12 protein-coding genes are annotated in these 15,746 nt (G+C 55.0%); 4 read left to right on the top strand and 8 right to left on the bottom strand.

Annotation, left to right across the window (positions count from 1 at the left end):
- Window positions 1-3 precede the first annotated feature (3 nt).
- The 4 genes from ACYVJM_RS10100 to ACYVJM_RS10085 form a co-directional block, all read right to left on the bottom strand.
- A complete protein-coding gene (locus ACYVJM_RS10100; protein WP_461148101.1) occupies window positions 4-600 on the bottom strand; it encodes a 4-carboxy-4-hydroxy-2-oxoadipate aldolase/oxaloacetate decarboxylase in 597 nt (198 codons plus the stop codon).
- Window positions 601-702: 102 nt separating this feature from the next.
- Entirely contained in the window at window positions 703-1,419 is a 717-nt protein-coding gene (locus tag ACYVJM_RS10095; RefSeq protein ID WP_461148100.1) for a PIG-L deacetylase family protein, read from the bottom strand.
- Window positions 1,420-1,542: 123 nt separating this feature from the next.
- Complete coding sequence (locus ACYVJM_RS10090) at window positions 1,543-2,505, bottom strand: VOC family protein (RefSeq protein ID WP_461148099.1); 963 nt, start codon at window positions 2,503-2,505, stop codon at window positions 1,543-1,545.
- A 16-nt stretch (window positions 2,506-2,521) separates the two neighbouring features.
- The gene (locus ACYVJM_RS10085; RefSeq protein ID WP_461148098.1) at window positions 2,522-3,499 is read right to left on the bottom strand and encodes an alpha/beta hydrolase fold domain-containing protein; all 978 of its coding nucleotides are present in this window, start codon (window positions 3,497-3,499) and stop codon (window positions 2,522-2,524) included.
- 306 nt (window positions 3,500-3,805) lie between these two features.
- Here ACYVJM_RS10085 and ACYVJM_RS10080 point away from each other — a divergent pair, with 306 nt between their 5' ends.
- Together ACYVJM_RS10080 and ACYVJM_RS10075 are read left to right on the top strand one after the other, a co-directional pair.
- Window positions 3,806-4,684 carry a helix-turn-helix domain-containing protein gene (locus ACYVJM_RS10080; RefSeq protein ID WP_461148097.1) on the top strand — a complete coding sequence of 293 codons (879 nt, stop codon included), beginning with the start codon at window positions 3,806-3,808 and terminating at the stop codon, window positions 4,682-4,684.
- 73 nt (window positions 4,685-4,757) lie between these two features.
- A complete protein-coding gene (locus ACYVJM_RS10075; protein ID WP_461148096.1) occupies window positions 4,758-4,928 on the top strand; it encodes a hypothetical protein in 171 nt (56 codons plus the stop codon).
- Between the two features lie 685 nt (window positions 4,929-5,613).
- On the opposite strand, the gene ACYVJM_RS10070 is transcribed toward ACYVJM_RS10075, so the two are convergent.
- The 4 genes from ACYVJM_RS10070 to ACYVJM_RS10055 all read right to left on the bottom strand — a co-directional run bounded on the left by ACYVJM_RS10070 (window position 5,614) and on the right by ACYVJM_RS10055 (window position 11,761).
- Complete coding sequence (locus tag ACYVJM_RS10070; protein WP_461148095.1) at window positions 5,614-5,757, bottom strand: lasso RiPP family leader peptide-containing protein; 144 nt, start codon at window positions 5,755-5,757, stop codon at window positions 5,614-5,616.
- A 59-nt stretch (window positions 5,758-5,816) separates the two neighbouring features.
- On the bottom strand, window positions 5,817-6,845 hold the full coding sequence (locus tag ACYVJM_RS10065) for a T9SS type A sorting domain-containing protein (RefSeq protein ID WP_461148094.1): 1,029 nt from the start codon (window positions 6,843-6,845) through the stop codon (window positions 5,817-5,819).
- 68 nt (window positions 6,846-6,913) lie between these two features.
- Window positions 6,914-10,993 (bottom strand): LamG-like jellyroll fold domain-containing protein, encoded by a 4,080-nt coding sequence (locus tag ACYVJM_RS10060; RefSeq protein ID WP_461148093.1) that lies wholly within the window; start codon window positions 10,991-10,993, stop codon window positions 6,914-6,916.
- Between the two features lie 183 nt (window positions 10,994-11,176).
- Entirely contained in the window at window positions 11,177-11,761 is a 585-nt protein-coding gene (locus ACYVJM_RS10055) for a cupin domain-containing protein (RefSeq protein ID WP_461148092.1), read from the bottom strand.
- Window positions 11,762-11,904: 143 nt separating this feature from the next.
- On the opposite strand from ACYVJM_RS10055, the gene ACYVJM_RS10050 reads away from it, so the two are divergent.
- Both ACYVJM_RS10050 and ACYVJM_RS10045 read left to right on the top strand, forming a co-directional pair.
- Window positions 11,905-14,967, top strand: a complete 3,063-nt coding sequence (locus ACYVJM_RS10050) for an ATP-binding protein (protein WP_461148091.1) — start codon at window positions 11,905-11,907, stop codon at window positions 14,965-14,967.
- 269 nt (window positions 14,968-15,236) lie between these two features.
- Window positions 15,237-15,659, top strand: coding sequence for a GNAT family N-acetyltransferase (locus ACYVJM_RS10045; RefSeq protein ID WP_461148642.1), 423 nt, complete (start codon window positions 15,237-15,239; stop codon window positions 15,657-15,659).
- The last annotated feature ends 87 nt before the right edge of the window (window positions 15,660-15,746 follow it).

Raw genomic sequence — 15,746 nt, 5'->3', positions numbered from 1 at the left:
GGTTTATTGCCAGCCATAAAGTTGAATAGATGTTTTGCCTTGCCGGAGTTGTTCGCGTATGGTTTCTTCACGGACTTCGCGGGCGGTCGCCTTTTCGAGTACGTCCTGAATATGGTTTTTCGGTACGACGACAACGCCATCGCGATCACCCACAATAATGTCGCCGGGGTAAATCGCAACGCCACCAATAACGATGGGCTCGTTCAACCTGCCGCCTTCGATACTCGACGTACCCTTGATGCAGAGCCCCCGGCTGAACACGGGGAAGCCCATCGCGTCAATATCATCGGCATCGCGGACACAAGCGTCAATGACCAGCCCGGCAAGGCCTTTTGTTTTGGCGCCCAGACTCATTAAGTCGCCCCAGTAGCCCGCTTCGTAATAGTCGGAACAGTGGGCCACGAGTACATTACCCGGCTGTGCGTAGGCGTAGGCCCGATGCAGAATTTTATTGTCGCCCGGTATTGTCTGCACGGTATAGGCCGGGCCACAGATTTTCATGCCGGGCGAAATTGGTTTGATGGCCGAGGGTAAGTTGCCAACCTTACCGAGCGCTTCGTGCAGGGTGGCGGCTGAGAATTTCGCGAGTTGTTGATACATGGTTTTGGGTTACAGAGACTCATGGAGAAACACAGAGAAATAGAATAAAAAGCTCTGTGTATCTCCGTGTCTTCTCCGTGAGTCTCTGTGGCATAATACATTTTAGAAAATACTCCCTGTTATTCTTGGCACCTGGCGTTGATGCGCTTCGGCGAACTGAACGTGCTTTTGCCCCGAAATTCGGCGGGCGTGGTTGGCGCGTCGGGAGGCCAGCTCGGCGTAATAGTCGCGCAGGTAGGTTTGTGCACCCATGCAGGCCATAGCCGCCCGTTTCTTGTCCATCACCGACGTAATATCGACAAAGGTATCTGGCACAAAACCACACAGTTCGGGCTGGTGCGGCTCAAACGAATACCAGACCGGCGGATCGATGTTTTTGAACGCGCTCGGCACACCCGCACCCGACGATAGTAATCGTGCCCGCTGCACCGCCTGAAACGCCAGTGGATGATCGGGGTTGAACGGGTCTTTTTCGCTGTGGGTCAGGATAACGGTTGGTTCGAAATCGCCGATAAGGTTAGTGAGCTGTGCTACCCGCTCGTCGGTCAGCAGCATCGGGTAGTCGCCCCAGTCCAGAAATCGAATCGGTGTGCCCAGTATGTCGGCCGCTTGCCGGGCCTGCTCATGACGGATCGCTTTCACGCTGTCGACAGTGCGTTTCGGATCTTCTTTCCAGAGTTCGCCCGACTCGCCCCGTTCGCCATACGACAGGGCAACGACCAGGGTTTCGGCCCCTTCTTCCAGCGCCTTAGCAATGGTGCCAGCCGCCCGCCAGACGAAATCGCCGGAGTGAGCACCGATAATGAGGAGTTTTTTCATGTCTAATGTAGAGACGCAATCTCTTGCGTTTCTTTTCCGAATGGTTTCTAACCTGTTACTATAGTGCTGACACGTTTAGGGACGCCATTGCTGACGCTTGAGGAGACGCAAAGGGTTGCGTCTCTACGGCTGGGTTGGCATCGGCGTGCCCTGCGTGTGAAAGCTGGGTATGGTGGGTAAGCCCCAGGCTTGGCCGCGTTTCCGTTCTTCCATGGTCCAGAAAACGGTTTGGTAATCAGGGTCGGTGATGAGCCGGGCGGTGGTGTTGGCAATCTCGACGCGGTTGCCACCGGGCTCGTAGACGTAGAGGAAAAACGTTTGCTGAATGATGTGCTTGTGTGGGCCGGTTTCAATCTGAATACCGTTTTCAAGGCAGATGTCGGCCGCAATCAGTACCTCCTCCCGGCTGTTTACGGCGTAGGTAAGGTGGTGAAACCGTCCCCGAAGGGCCAGGTAATCGAGCGTAACGGCCAGATCGTAGGATTTCGAATTGACCATAAACCACACGGCACGTGGATTCATGTTCTCCAGATCATCTACAATGCTTTCACTCATAATGCCGCCCAGCGTATTCAGTTGAAAATCCCGGTAAGCCCGCACGTCGCTGGCAAACAGGTTGAGGTGGTCGATACGCCGGACGTTGATGCCCCGACCGGGAAACCGGCTCGCCGTGTTTTTCAGCGCCGATTGATCCTTTGGGCCGCAGCGGTACTTTTCGGTTTCGAAGTAAATTTCGGTCCGGTGACCATCGGGCGAGCGAAATTCAAATGCCGGGCCATGGCCCAGGTCGCCTTCGTTCCAGCCGATGGCGTAAGGCGTTTGCTGAATAGCTTCCACCCGGCGCTGGAGGGCCTGCGGGCTGCGGGCACGCCAGGCAAAATGACGCATACCGGCCTGTGGACTGGCCGTGAGCTTCAGCGTATGATGCTCATAGTCATCGTAGGCCCGCAGGTAGATGGAATCGCCGACGGTAGCTGTGATCGACATGCCCATGATCTCCGTAAAGAAGCGGGTGCTTTGGTCGAGTTTGGGCGTCAGGAGCTCAACGTGGCCCAAATGAGCCAGATCCCAGATGGTTTCGTTCATTGTCGGCAGGAAGGGCTTATTTCAGATGCTTGTCCAGGAAGGAAAAGACCTTCTCCAGATTTTCCGGCGTTTCGAACTGCGGACCGCCATGACCCGCACCCTCGATGGGGGTGTAGGTTACTTTGTCCTTACCCAATACAGCCGTGAGGGCCGCCGTAAAGTTGATGGACTGCTGCGTGGGCACGAGTGGGTCGTTAGTGCCGTGCTCGATGAAGAAAGGCGGGTCGGCTTTGCTGATGTAGGTGGCGGGACTGGCGCGTTTGACCAGTTCAGGAGCCTGCGGGATGGGCTTGCCAATTAATTGAGATTCCGGCGAATTGGCTTCGTTGTGGTCTGCTTTTCCCTTGCCGCTGGCTTTAAACTGCGAGTCCATCTGATCGAACTGAATCGGGCCAAACCAATCGACTACGGCCTGCACGCGGCTGCTTTGACTGGCGTTGCCCAGCGACGCATCATCGAAGTCGGTCACGTCGCCCGTGGTACCGGCCAGCGCAGACAAGTTGCCCCCGGCTGAGCCGCCCCAGGTAGCGATTTTATCGGCATTTAGCTTGTAGGTTTTGGCGTTGGCGCGAATCCAGCGGATGGCGGCTTTCACATCCTGAATCTGGGCCGGATAAATAGCCTCGCCACTCAGCCGATAGTTGACGCTGACGACTGCATAGCCTCGTTTAAGTCCGGCGAGAGCCGCATTGACCTGAAAATCGCCTTTGTCGCCCATCTTGAACGCCCCGCCGTGGATAGAGACAATGACCGGAAAGGGCCCCGTGCCTTCGTTGGGCAGGTAGATGTCCAGTTTCTGCGCGGGTGATTTCTGGGCATAAGCTATATCCAGAAACTTGTTTTTAATCCCCTCCGTACTGGCTTTCGGCATTGGGCCACCTCGCGGCATTCCACCCGGAGGGGGACCACCCGGAGGCATACCCGGTGGCTGGGCAAAGGTTAGGCTGACACTCAGCAGAAGAACCGCACAGAGGGTACGATACGATATAGACATAGTGATGGGCGATTTGTTGTGCAACAAAGGTATTTGTCTTGCCCGGCGCCATGCCGAAACACTTCATCGTTTTCCGGAAACAAATCGAACATGCAGGTAGCTGAATAATCATCCTGTAAAAATAAATTCGCAGATTAGTGGTGGTGCCGCTTTTCCCAATACTGGGTACTACTACCGGAATAAATCGTCATACTGGTAGTTACCCCACCTTTTATAATCTTTTTTTAAGTCTGGAAGAATAGTGAACGCTACAGTAGCGGGATAAAACGATAAAATCAATGTGGAAACAAAGTAAACCTGACACTCATGCAACGCATCACCCAGTATGACGGCCTTTACGGCGAAGCAAACACCCAGCCCGATGCGGAATACCTCTTCTCCGAATTGCTGGAGACGCGCAGTCAAAGCTTCGACTGGGTTATTCAGCCGCACATTCATGCCCGGTTGTTTCAGATTTTCTTTATTGAAAGCGGCCAGTTCAACTTTCAGGAAGCTAGCCGTGAGCGTCAACTCACCGGCCCCTGCCTGTTACTGATTCCGCCTACGGCTCTTCATGGTTTCGTATACAATGCCGATGTGCGTGGGCGTATTCTGACCCTGTCCGATGCCCTGATCGATGCGTTGTTCCCCAGTGGTTCGCCCGTTACGGCCATGCTGGGCAGCCTGCAATGCCTCTCAACCGTTCAGGAGCCTTATTCGGTCGGGCGGGTTGGCGACTTAATCAAGGCGATTGACGACGAATTATTCGATGATCAGCCCGAAAAACGGCTCATGTTACAGAGTTGTCTGCAACAGTTGTTTCTGGTTGTTTATCGCCTGTGGCAGCAAAGCGAACAAACCGGTTCCGGAACAAACAACCTGTCGCTCCAGTATTTTCGAAAGTTTCAGCAGCGCGTGCGGCAGGCGGGCACGACGCACACCATTGCCCAACTGGCCGACGATCTGGCCATTACACCGGTCCACCTGAACAGGATCTGCCAGTCTGTTTCGGGTAAATCGGCCAGCCAACTGGTGCAGGCGCATATTCTGGACGAAGCCCGCAAATACCTGACTTACACGACCTATTCCGTTTCGGAGATCGCTTATCTGCTCCATTTCGAGTACCCCAATTACTTCGCCCGGTTTTTCAGAAAGCATACCGGTCTGTCGCCAACTGAGTTTAGGGAGGGTCAGATCAGGGTGTAGAAGGGAGAAATTAACTTGGTTATTTGTATACGTTCTTTATTTTGCCATATTCTGACAAGTAGCAACTTCGACTATGGATACCCAGTTTGGTCAACGCATCAGGGCAATTGAACAGGCTAAAATTGATTGTGCGAAAGTATTTTTCGATCAATTAACCATTGATGGGTATAAAGTTGAGTTTAAAACTCAGTTGAATAATCTGAAAGTCAGGCAAATAATAGACGATGTCTTGCAAAACGGCTGACAATCCATTTCATTTTTTCAAGCCAATTGATACTGAGGGGATTGGGTGTAAGTTATGAGCCTTTGAGTGTGTGATACTCCCCCGGCTAAAGCACGGGGGATTCCTTAGCTACGTCCGAAACCGGACTGAATAACTCTAAGGCTAACTGCGTGTATCCCACGCTTCTGTTTTCGATAGTAACGATCGATTATCAAATGGGTGAGTTATCATCCCAGCGCTATAAACCCGGTTAATTTGACGCCGTTGCCCTTATTTACGCTCATTTCCCAGCTAATCATAAATTAGCTATTCACAAGACCCTCAACACGTATTTACGTGAGGGCGGTATCGTTATTTTTGAAGCCTTCAGCAAAAAACATATTGACTATATCGCCAGGAATGAAAAAGTCGGCGGGCCAAAGGTTGTCGCGATGCTATACTTTATTGATGAAATAACGTAAGACTTCTCAGGCTATGAGATTGTTGAACTGGCAGAAACAGAAATTGAACTGAGTGAAGGCTTATTTCACAATGGTAAAGGCTCCGTAATACGGTTTGTTGGCTGGAATAACTAAATATCACACGCTGATCGACTGATAAATAGCCATAAATCTACTCATCTGGACTAGTAAAAACGCCCAATCACCTCCCTTCGGCGAAAAGTCACATCTCGACTTATCGCCGAAGGAATGTAATTGGGCTTGCCTCACCCGAAGGTGCCGAAGCCATCAACGGAAGAGCCGCTCTTGAGGGTCAGCCTCTTTATGCTGCCCAACACAGTAAGCACGGGTTTCTGGTAAACCTTCTTTTTAGGCGACGGGGTTAGAAATGAAGTCGGTTTGGTCCTCATAGGGGTGGGCTCACAAAGGAGCAAATAAATGGAGATGATAGAAAAAGATGGGAGCGGGGTTAGTGAATCAAGAGTCGGTGCTGGCGGGTCTGGCCCCGCTCCTGCACCCTGAGCACATAGACCCCGGCCGGTAAGTCACGGCCTGATTTGAGCAGCAGGCTACCCGACGACAGGCTTGTTCTCTGAACCGGCAGCGAGCGCCCATCGGGATCAAACAAGCTAATGTCGGCCGTTTCGGGCTCATCCAGCCGCAGCACGAACGAGTGCTGGCTGGACACCGGGTTGGGATAAACGCCGTAGGCTTCCTCCCGTAGCACCACCGACACGGCGGGATAGACCGTCACCCTGCCCGACCAATCCAGTTGGCTCAGCCGGTAGTAAGAAGTGCCCGGGTAGGGCGTCAGGTCGGTGAGGTGGTAGCTTTGCCGACCTGTGCTGTTAACGGCCACCTCGTTGACCTCACCCACGGAATCAAAGCGGAGGAGGTCTTTGGACCGCTCGATGCGGAAGCCCTGGTTGTTGGTTTCCAGAGAGGTCATCCACTGTAGCTCAACGGTGTGATCGGGCTGGGGCGTGGCCGTGAAGGAGACCAGCGCCACGGGCAACGGCCCATTGACGGTGATGGTGGTGTTGGCATTGTCATTGCCCGGCAGGTTGGTGCCCAGGGGGGGGCTGGAGGCCGCATTGATGCTGATGGGGGCATCGGTACCGGGCTGTACGCCGATGACGTTGAGCGTTAGGGTATAGACCGCATTGCCGGGGACATTGCCTAGGTTGCTCACCAGGGTGACGATGGTACCCACCAGGGAATTATAGCCTCCTACAGTGGTGGTTATATTGGTCGCGGTGGGGCTGATGCTGTTACCGGTGACGATAATGTTGGGGGGCAGGTTAATGGTCCAGGTTGCATTGTTAAGCTGGGCAATGGGGGTGGAGGAGCCATTGAGGACGTTGACCCTGACCGTACCGGCCGCATTGATGGCCAGGGGGGTGGTGACGACGAATCCCCCCACGCCGGGGTCCTGAGCCCGGGCGGCATACAGGTTGCTCAGGGTGAGCAGGGCTACAAGTAAACGAGTTCGGTACATAAGATAGAAATTAATGAAACAGATGAAAGTAGCCAACCGTCCCACCCAGGGACGGTTGGCGGGGTTGGTTATAAGGCATTGATGACGCGGGCATACACGTTGTTGGCCGGGTTGACATCGTAAGTCTGGCTGACATCATCGGCCACATTCACCGTGATGTTGGCCGCGCCCTTGCTGGCCCCCGAGCGGGTAATGGTAAAGCCCAGCGTGGAGAGCCCTCGGGCTCCAATCGCCTGCCCGGGCTTGATGCGCAGGCTTAGCTGCAACTCAGCACTGGCCGTCAGCTCCCAGTCGGCGTTGTTGAGGGCCGTGACCGAACCGCCCGTCACCTCAAGGGTGGTCAGGCTGTTGTTGAAGGCGATGGTGTAGCCCAGGGGCAGGGTGATGGTGATACGGATGCTGCCCGCAGCGGTGGGCTGTCCCCCGGTTTCGACCACACTGACGGTAAAGTTCCGGGAGGCCTGCGCCCCTCCGGAGGCAAAGTTGGCCTGGGGAAGGGTGAGACTGGGGGTGAGGTCGACGGCGCTCGTGACGCTGATGGCGGCACTGGCGGTGGCGGCACACCCCCCGGTGGTGGCCGTCACCGACAGGGCAGTGGCCGAGGTGAGGTTGGTGAGTACGATTGGATTGGTGGTGGCGCCGTTGCTCCAGAGGTAGGCGGTGGCGGAGGAAGCGGTCAGGGTGAGGCTCCCCCCCGTGGTGATGGTCAGGCTGGGGGTGGGGGTAATGGTGAGGGGGGGCGCGGCTTCCCCCTGGAACTCAACGGCTCCCATGTCGATGGTGGTGCCAAAAATGCGGGACTGCCCCGCCAGATCGGTGGCAGGGCCCTTGGCAGTAGCGTAGGCTGCGTTGTTACCGGCGTTGATGGCTGGCGAACAGGCCAGCAGGGCCACGCTAGTCGTGCTGGCAAAGGGTAAGGTGGTAGTAGTACGGTTGCCGGGGCCATTCACGTTTACCCCGGTTATGGTATTCTCCAGCAGGCAGTAGGTAGCCGTAGTCGTGCCACTGCCAGCATTGATGACCGAGTTGCTCCCGCCATTGCCAAACAGTACACAGTTGGTCAGGCCAGCGTTGCTGAACACACCGTTGTAAAAGGCCCCGCCCTGACCAGCCGCGTTGGTCTGGAAACTACAGTTGGTAAAGCGGGGGGTGCTGCTGATGTTATAAATACCCCCGCCCAGAGCCGTAGCCGTGTTGCTCTGAAAACTACAGTTGGTCAGGCCGGCATTGCTGCCGTCCATGTAAATGGCCCCGCCCCGGTTAGCCGCTGCGTTGCCCTGAAAACTACAGTTGGCCAGTCCGGCATTGCCGTAATACAGGTAGATGGCTGCGCCATTGGTCGCGGTGTTAGTCAGGAAATTACAGTTAGTGAGTTGCAGCGAGGACGAGCTACTGGTTGGACTGGGTGAAAACAGGGCTCCGCCATTGACGGCTGCGTTCGTTCGGAAAATGCAGTTTACAAAGCTGGGATTACAGGCAACGGAATAGCCATTATTGAAGACCCCGCCCCCTGTGCCGGCATTTCCGTCACCATTGGCGTTGCCACCCGTAATCACAAAGCCATCCAGCAGGGCGGTGTTATCCAGGCCCGCCGGGTTATTGATGACGTGATAGGCGTCGTTACCGTCGAGGGTGTTGTTTTTGTCGAGGTCACCACTGAGAATGGTGGGATTGGTGGTGGGGTTACGGTCGGATTCGGTGGGGTTCCCCGTAGGGGGGAAACCGCCCAGGATGCTGAGGCCGTTTTTCAGGGCAAAGGCCGAGTTGCGGTTGTTGTTGGTCTGTCCGGTTCCCTGGTCGGGGTAGTAGGTCCCGGCGGCTACCCAGACCTCGGTCAGGTTCTGGGGGCATGAGTAGTTGAGGGCCGATTGCAGATCGGGGAAGGCATCGGCCCACGAGCGGCCCGTGCCCGCGCCCGTAGCGCCCGCTTTTACGTAGAACCGGGTGGGTTGTACCGATGGCGCACCCGTTACCCAGTTGGAGGTGGTGCCGCTGAGGGCGAAGTTGGTCAACGTACCCGGATACTGGTCGGTGTTGGCCTTGTTGAGCAGCGTTGTCTGACCGGCGTTGGCAGCGTTGGCCGTGGCCTGATCGAAGGCGTAGTACATCACCAGCCCGGTTTGTGGTAAACTGAGGGGGCTACAGTTGGCCGCGCTCTGCTGAATCTGGGCCTGGGTGCGGGCCACGCTCCAGACCCGCACCTCATCGAGCGTACCGTTCATAAACTCGCCCGTGCCGTTGGACGAACCCAGAGACAGGCTGGAGATAGCGGGCAGGGGCACGTTGGCCGAGGTACGTTTCTCGACCAGCACCCCGTCGAGATAGGAGCGAAAACCGTCGGTCGTGTTCTGTTGCCAGGTCATGGCCACGTGGTGCCAGTTGCCATCGGTAGCGGCAGCCCCCACGGCAATGCCGCCATTGGCCCCGCCATCGTTGGAGAGGATATGTTTTTGCTGGCCAACGGTTCCCCAGCCTGCCGAGACGAAGTCGGTGCCGTTTTGAAAGCGCACCGCCGACTGGAGGTTAGTGCCCTTGAACCAATACTCGATGGTGAGGGCATTGGTCAGGTCGGGCGTAAGGACCGCACAGTTAACGGCATCGAAAAACTGAACGCTGACGAAGTTATTGGTGCCATCGAAGCGCAGGGCGTTGTTGGCTGTGTTGGGGTAGGTAGTGGTAGTGGACTGTCGGTTGCCCTGATACTCGTAGGCCCCCATGTCCACCCTACCGTTGTTATAAAAACGGGGGTTGCCCGCCGGATCGGTGGCACCAGCGATGGCCGCTGTGGTGGCCGGATCGCCGGCATTGATGGCGCAGGAGGTGGGTTGCAGGCGCAGGTTGCCGTTGGCCGCATCGACGAATTTCGGGTCGGTAAACAGGTTACCCGTGCCCGTGGTATTGTTGAGAATTGTGCCAGGTTCAAACAGGCAGTAGTTGGCTGACACTGAGACATAAAGTCTATACATCGGATTTGTTGGGATGAGATTATAAATCGTATTTCTCCCACCATTGCCGAACAGCACGCAGTTGGTCAGCGTCAGTACGCTCTTTTCTCCGTTGATGTATATCGCCCCACCGCTGCCGGTGGCCAAATTGTTTTGAAACGAGCAGTTGATCAGCGTTGGGTTGGGGTCACCACCCAGATAACTAGAAATGTTGTACATCGCCCCGCCGTTGGTGGCCGAATTGTTTTGAAACGAGCAGTTGGTCAGCGTTGGGTCGCTGTCGCCCAAAAGGCCAGCATTGTTGGCTATCGCCCCGCCATTGATAGCCGTATTGTTTTGAAACGAGCAGTTGATTAGCCTGGAGTTGCTTTTACCGCCTTCAGTACCATAGTTGTACATCGCCCCGCCATTGATAGCCGTATTGTTTAGAAACGAGCAGTTGGTCAGCGTCGGGATGCTTGTGGCATTCTGAGCTACGCTGTACATGGCCCCGCCGTCATTAGTGGCCGTATTGTTTTGGAACGAGCAGTTGGTCAACATTGGGCTGCAGGTACCACCTTCACCAGAGTTGTACATCGCCCCGCCCATGAACGCCGAATTGTTTAGAAACAAGCAGTTGCGAAAGCTGGGACTGCACACCGAGCCGTAGCTATTATTCAAGACCCCGCCACCTAAGCCGTTTATCGTGTTCAACAAAGAAAAGTTATCAAATCCATTGGCGTTACCACCCGTAATCACAAAGCCATCCAGCAGGGCGGTGTTATCCAGGCCGCCCCCGTTGCTGATGACGTGGTAGGCGTTGCTGCCATCGTTGATGGTGCTTTTCTTGTCCAGGTCGCCACTAAGCACGGTGGTGAAGCTGGCCGGGTTACGGTCGCTCAGCGTGGGGGTGCCCGTGGCCGGGAATCCCCCCAGAATGCTCACCCCGTTTTTCATGGCAAAGGCCGAGGTGCGGTCTTTGCGGGTTTGGCCGGGGCCTTCATCGGGGTAGTAGGTGCCCTCAGCCACCCAAATCTGGCTGCCCGACTGCGCGGTGGCGAGGGCTTTCTGCAGGGTCAGAAAGGCGATGTTCCAGGCCGTGCCGGTACCCGCATCTCTGCCGTTGGGGTGGACATAGTAGATGGTGCCGGTCTGGGCCAGCGAAACGGTACTGGTCAGCAGCAGGGCCATGAGCAGGAAGAGAGGAAATAAGTTACGGTTCATAAAACTCAGGTCAATGCAAATGAGCTAATGACTAAATGGATAGGTTAATCAACTAGTTAACTCTTGAAATAACGCTGATCGGAGTGGTCCGAACCAAACCGGGGCCAAAAGGCCCGGTGCCAACGATGAGTGTGGTGATGGGCATGGGTTGGCCGATGCGTTGATCGGGCGGGTTCAAACACCTCATAGCACCCAGGCCACGCCATGTTTCGGCCCGGCCTCGATCATAAAATCAAGCTGCGCCGGGGCATAGTCTTCGGGGTGGGTATGGTCGGGTAGCACCGGCACAAGTACTTCCTCGAACCAGCCCTCCATGCCCGCCGGGGCAAACACCACCAGCATCCTCGACACGGTTGTGCCGACGTTGGTGAAGGTGTGGACGGTGCCTTTGGGGATGTGGACAAACTCCCCGGCTTTGATGGTTTGGCTCGCCTGGCCAAGGGTAAAGCGCAATTCACCTTCCTCCACAAAGTAGGTCTCGCTCTCGCGGGTGTGAATATGGGGCGGAGGGCCTCCGCCGGGCGGAACGCTGGCGTACAGTATAAAGGTGCTCCCACCCGACTCGCTGCCGGTGATGACAAACTCGTATTTGTCTCCGCCGGGGCCCCAGAACTGACGGCCTTGACCAATAACCCCCAGAACGGGTGGCGAAAGTGGTAGTGGTGGTTGGGTAAGCATGATTTTTGAGAAAACGCCGTAAAACCAGTTGGTGAAATGCAGCAACCGGATTGTGGGCCGGGGCTGGCAGAAAGGCACCAGACCAGTCATGAGTAGGTTTGTTTAGATGGGTACAAAAATCCTCCCGCTCAGCCTTCAAAGTCTACCTCATTTAAACCATTATGGTCACATTTGAACCATTTTTGTTGATTTAGTATCGTTAGTTATCTTTACTGAACTATTCCACCTGTCTTATGCTACACCGTAACGTCCTTATTAGTCTGCTAGTCAGTTTTGTAGTTAGCACGGCGACGGCTCAGCAATACCTGTTGCCGACCCCCGAAAAACGCCTGACTGCGCCCGATGACTATAACCTGTTTGTACCGTTTATGACCGAGGGTCGCGACGGAAGGCTCTACCTGGCTTCGGACAATGGGCTGATTACCTACGACGGATATCAGTTTGGGCGTATTCGGGCTAAGACTAAACCCGTTCAGGACGCCTATGACCAAGTAAGGGCCGGGCCAACCGGGCGTATCTGGACGCTGCGCGAGTCGGGCAATCTGTCTTTACGGTTAGCCTGGTTCGATTTGGGCACAAAGGCGATTCAACTGCTGGCCGATACCACCCGGCTGGCGCGGGAGTATCTGGCCCAAGATACACTCCGTACCCTGTTCACCGACCGCAGCGGGCAGTTGTGGCTTGGTTTGCGAAATAACGGGCTGTTGCGCATAGACCCGAAAACGTTGCAACCCACCTTTGTGTGGCCTCAGAAAACGGCCGTGCGGGCCATTGCCGAAGCCCCCGACGGGAAAATCTGGGTTGCCACCAGCACCGGCCTCTATGGTATTGATCCCCAAACGAAGCAGGCACGGTCTTACCCACAACCCGCAAATCCGGCTGATTCGGGGCGGGTTAACACCCTGTATGCCATACACGTGCGCGCTAACGGCGACGTGCTGACCTGTGTGCATAACACCCTGCACCTGCTGCACCCCGCCACCGGGCAGATGCGCCGGATACCCTGGTCGTTGCCGCTGATTACCAGCCGACAGTGGACCAATAAGTTTGTGGACGATCGGGCGGGAAACACCTATTTTTCCGTTGGCACCTTTGTGTTTCGGCTAAGCCCGCAAAACGAGTTGCAGCGGCTGGAGTTTGCCCGGCCCACCGAAAAAGTTATCAGCATCCATATCAGTCAGGGGCCTCGGTTGGGGACAGACAGGCTATGGGTCAATGCGGGCCGTAAACTCTACGCCTACGACCTGAGCCGACTGCGGCCAATGCGCGTTCCGCTCAATATGCTGGACGTGACAGTAAACGGAACCCGTCTGGTTGAAAATCAGCAACAACCCGAAGAACGCTTCCAGCGCGATACTACCGGGCAAGCCACCATCACCATTCAGGAGGGCGATTTTGTGCAGTTGCGGTTCTCGATCTGGGCCCAGCAACAGCCCAGCACCCACCGGTTTAGGCTCGAAGGCTACGACCGGCAATGGACATCCTACACCGACATCGACGGCACGGCCATCTACAGCCCACCGGCTGGGCTGTATTCCTTTCTGGTAAACTACCAGAAAGGTAACGGACAATGGACAGCACAGCCCGCCCGTGTGTGGTTGCGGGTAGTGCCGCCGTTCTGGAAAACCGGCTGGTTTCTGACCCTTGCCCTGCTGACAGTGTGCGGGGCCAGTTTCTGGGCGGCCCAGAATTGGAGCCGCCGACAGAAATTACGACAGGAACTGACCCGCCAGGCATTTGAGGCTGCTACACTGCGCCAGTTAGACGAGATGAAAACCCAGTTCTTTGCCAACATTACACACGAGCTCCGGACTCCCTTGAGTATTATACTAAACGCCAGCAACCAACTTGCCAGCCTGGATCTCAATGAACAGTACCAGCGGGCCATCGGCACCATTGAGCGGCAGTCAAACCAGGTACTGGGGCTGATCAACCAACTGCTCGATATAGCCCGGCTGAAGGCTGGCAAACGGGAGCCAAACCCTCAACTGGGCAATCCGGCAACGTTTGTACGTGACCTGACAGAGCAGATTCGGGCATTGGCCGAAACCCGGCATATCTCCTTAATCAACTCGTTTGAGGAGTCTGAACCTTCCGAACGCCTGTACACCTTCGACAGTGATACGTGGGAGAGAATTATGTACAACCTGCTCTCCAACGCCGTCAAGTTCACACCCCACGGCGGGCAGGTGACCGTAACGGGGCAGCACTTATCAAATGACTGGTTTATGCTACGCGTGGCCGATACCGGTATCGGCATTCCCGCCAATCAGGTGGAACACGTGTTTGAGCGGTTCGGGCGGGTAGATGGCAGCGCAACGCAGACGGATGGTGGCACGGGCATTGGCTTGGCGTTAGTAAAGGAACTGACGGAGTGGCTGGGTGGCCATGTAGCCGTTGAGAGCATTGAGGGCCAGGGCAGCACCTTTACGGTTATGCTACCCATCCGGTTGGCCGTTCCTGATAGTGTAAGAGATTTAGCCACCTTCGATCCGACGGGCATAACCCCGGCCGAGGCTCCACTGGTGCTGTTGATTGAGGATAATCCCGATTTGCAACAGCAGGTGGCTGATTCACTCAGCGGTCTGTATCGGGTTATAATGGCCTCCGACGGATTGCAGGGAATAGAAATGGCCCTTGCCAACGTGCCTGACCTGATTGTGAGCGACGTGATGATGCCTGGTCTGGATGGCTACGAGCTGACCCAACGACTTAAAACCCACGACCGCACCAGCCACATCCCGCTCATACTGCTCACATCCCGATCCGCTGCCGACAGCCGTCTGAAAGGGTTGCAGGCTGGAGCCGATGAGTATCTGAGCAAACCGTTTAGCTTGGCAGAATTATCGCTGCGGATAGGGAACAGCCTGCAAACCCGCCAAAAAAGTCAGGAGCGGTTTACCCAAGTAGTGCATGGCACCGGAACACCGTCGAGCGATCTGGCAGCGGGCGAATCCGTCGGCCCAACTGATCGCGAGAGCCGTTTTCTGGATCGGCTTCGGCAAGCCGTGCTGACCCACATCAGCCAGGAGACGTTAGATGTGGATTGGCTTGCCGATCAGGCCTGCATGAGCCGCACCCAACTCCACCGCAAGCTAACGGCGCTGACAGGACTCTCGCCCAACCGCTTCATGCAGCGTATCCGACTCGAACGGGCCGCCGAACTGCTTAATGAAGGCGAGTGGAACGTAGCTCAGGTAGCTAATCAGGTCGGCTACAGTTCGCCCTCCTACTTTGCCCGCTTGTTTCAGGAGCAGTTTGGGTATGCCCCGGCCAGGTTCAAATCCCTCGGCTGATGATGATGTTACATGATTGACAGTTCGATAGTTTTACCCAGCAATCAAGAATCATAATCGTTGGTATTTATAAGTATGGAAAGAGGGGAGATTTGCCGCCTTATACACACGCCTGACTTGACATGAAACTCATTGGCCATAGTTCGTTAGGCGTCTTTTATGATTTGTAGAAAATTTTAGTCCGTTGGGAAGTTAAACGTAGATATAAGCAGGATGAATACTTCCTAAATAAAGTACCCTAAGCAGACCATTAAGATGGAAATTCAAAACTGTCATCAGATAATCTTACTGAGCTAATTAACCTTGTTTTAGAGCTTTGGAATGACTGCCTGTTTGATAATGAGTACGAGAACTACGAATATCTTTTAAATACGGAAAGTGAAATTTGCTACCTCGCTAAAGAACAGAGTATTTACAGCGCCTTTATTCATGTAGCTATCCGGACAGACTATGTTGAAGGGGCCATAGAATTTCCAGTTGCATATAGCGAAGCCACCTGTGTAAAGCCTGCCCATCAAAAGTTGGGCATTGGTAAAAAATTAGTAGGTGTCGCAGAAAGCTGGGGTCGACAAAAAGGGTGCAAACAACTTACCTCAGATACTGAACTGACCAATTCAATGGCTATCGACTTTTATATAAGCGTCGGATTTGAGGAAGTAATTCGCATTGTTTGCTTTGTCAAAAAGCTATGACCCGTGCGGATTACCCAACAGCCGCTTAGCTATAAATCCCTAAATTATAGTAGTAGATCTCAACTACAGCCACAAAGAGATCGAAGC

This window comes from Spirosoma pulveris (assembly GCF_054781875.1).
This window is presented reverse-complemented; position numbering and strand designations above follow the sequence as displayed.

Coding starts and splice junctions, on each gene's coding strand:
- ACYVJM_RS10095 (WP_461148100.1), bottom strand. CDS start 1,419: ATGAAAAAACTCCTCATTATCGGTGCTCACTCCGGCGATTTCGTCTGG.
- ACYVJM_RS10090 (WP_461148099.1), bottom strand. CDS start 2,505: ATGAACGAAACCATCTGGGATCTGGCTCATTTGGGCCACGTTGAGCTC.
- ACYVJM_RS10085 (WP_461148098.1), bottom strand. CDS start 3,499: ATGTCTATATCGTATCGTACCCTCTGTGCGGTTCTTCTGCTGAGTGTC.
- ACYVJM_RS10065 (WP_461148094.1), bottom strand. CDS start 6,845: ATGTACCGAACTCGTTTACTTGTAGCCCTGCTCACCCTGAGCAACCTG.
- ACYVJM_RS10100 (WP_461148101.1), bottom strand. CDS start 600: ATGTATCAACAACTCGCGAAATTCTCAGCCGCCACCCTGCACGAAGCG.
- ACYVJM_RS10060 (WP_461148093.1), bottom strand. CDS start 10,993: ATGAACCGTAACTTATTTCCTCTCTTCCTGCTCATGGCCCTGCTGCTG.
- ACYVJM_RS10075 (WP_461148096.1), top strand. CDS start 4,758: ATGGATACCCAGTTTGGTCAACGCATCAGGGCAATTGAACAGGCTAAA.
- ACYVJM_RS10080 (WP_461148097.1), top strand. CDS start 3,806: ATGCAACGCATCACCCAGTATGACGGCCTTTACGGCGAAGCAAACACC.
- ACYVJM_RS10050 (WP_461148091.1), top strand. CDS start 11,905: ATGCTACACCGTAACGTCCTTATTAGTCTGCTAGTCAGTTTTGTAGTT.
- ACYVJM_RS10055 (WP_461148092.1), bottom strand. CDS start 11,761: ATGACTGGTCTGGTGCCTTTCTGCCAGCCCCGGCCCACAATCCGGTTG.
- ACYVJM_RS10070 (WP_461148095.1), bottom strand. CDS start 5,757: ATGAGGACCAAACCGACTTCATTTCTAACCCCGTCGCCTAAAAAGAAG.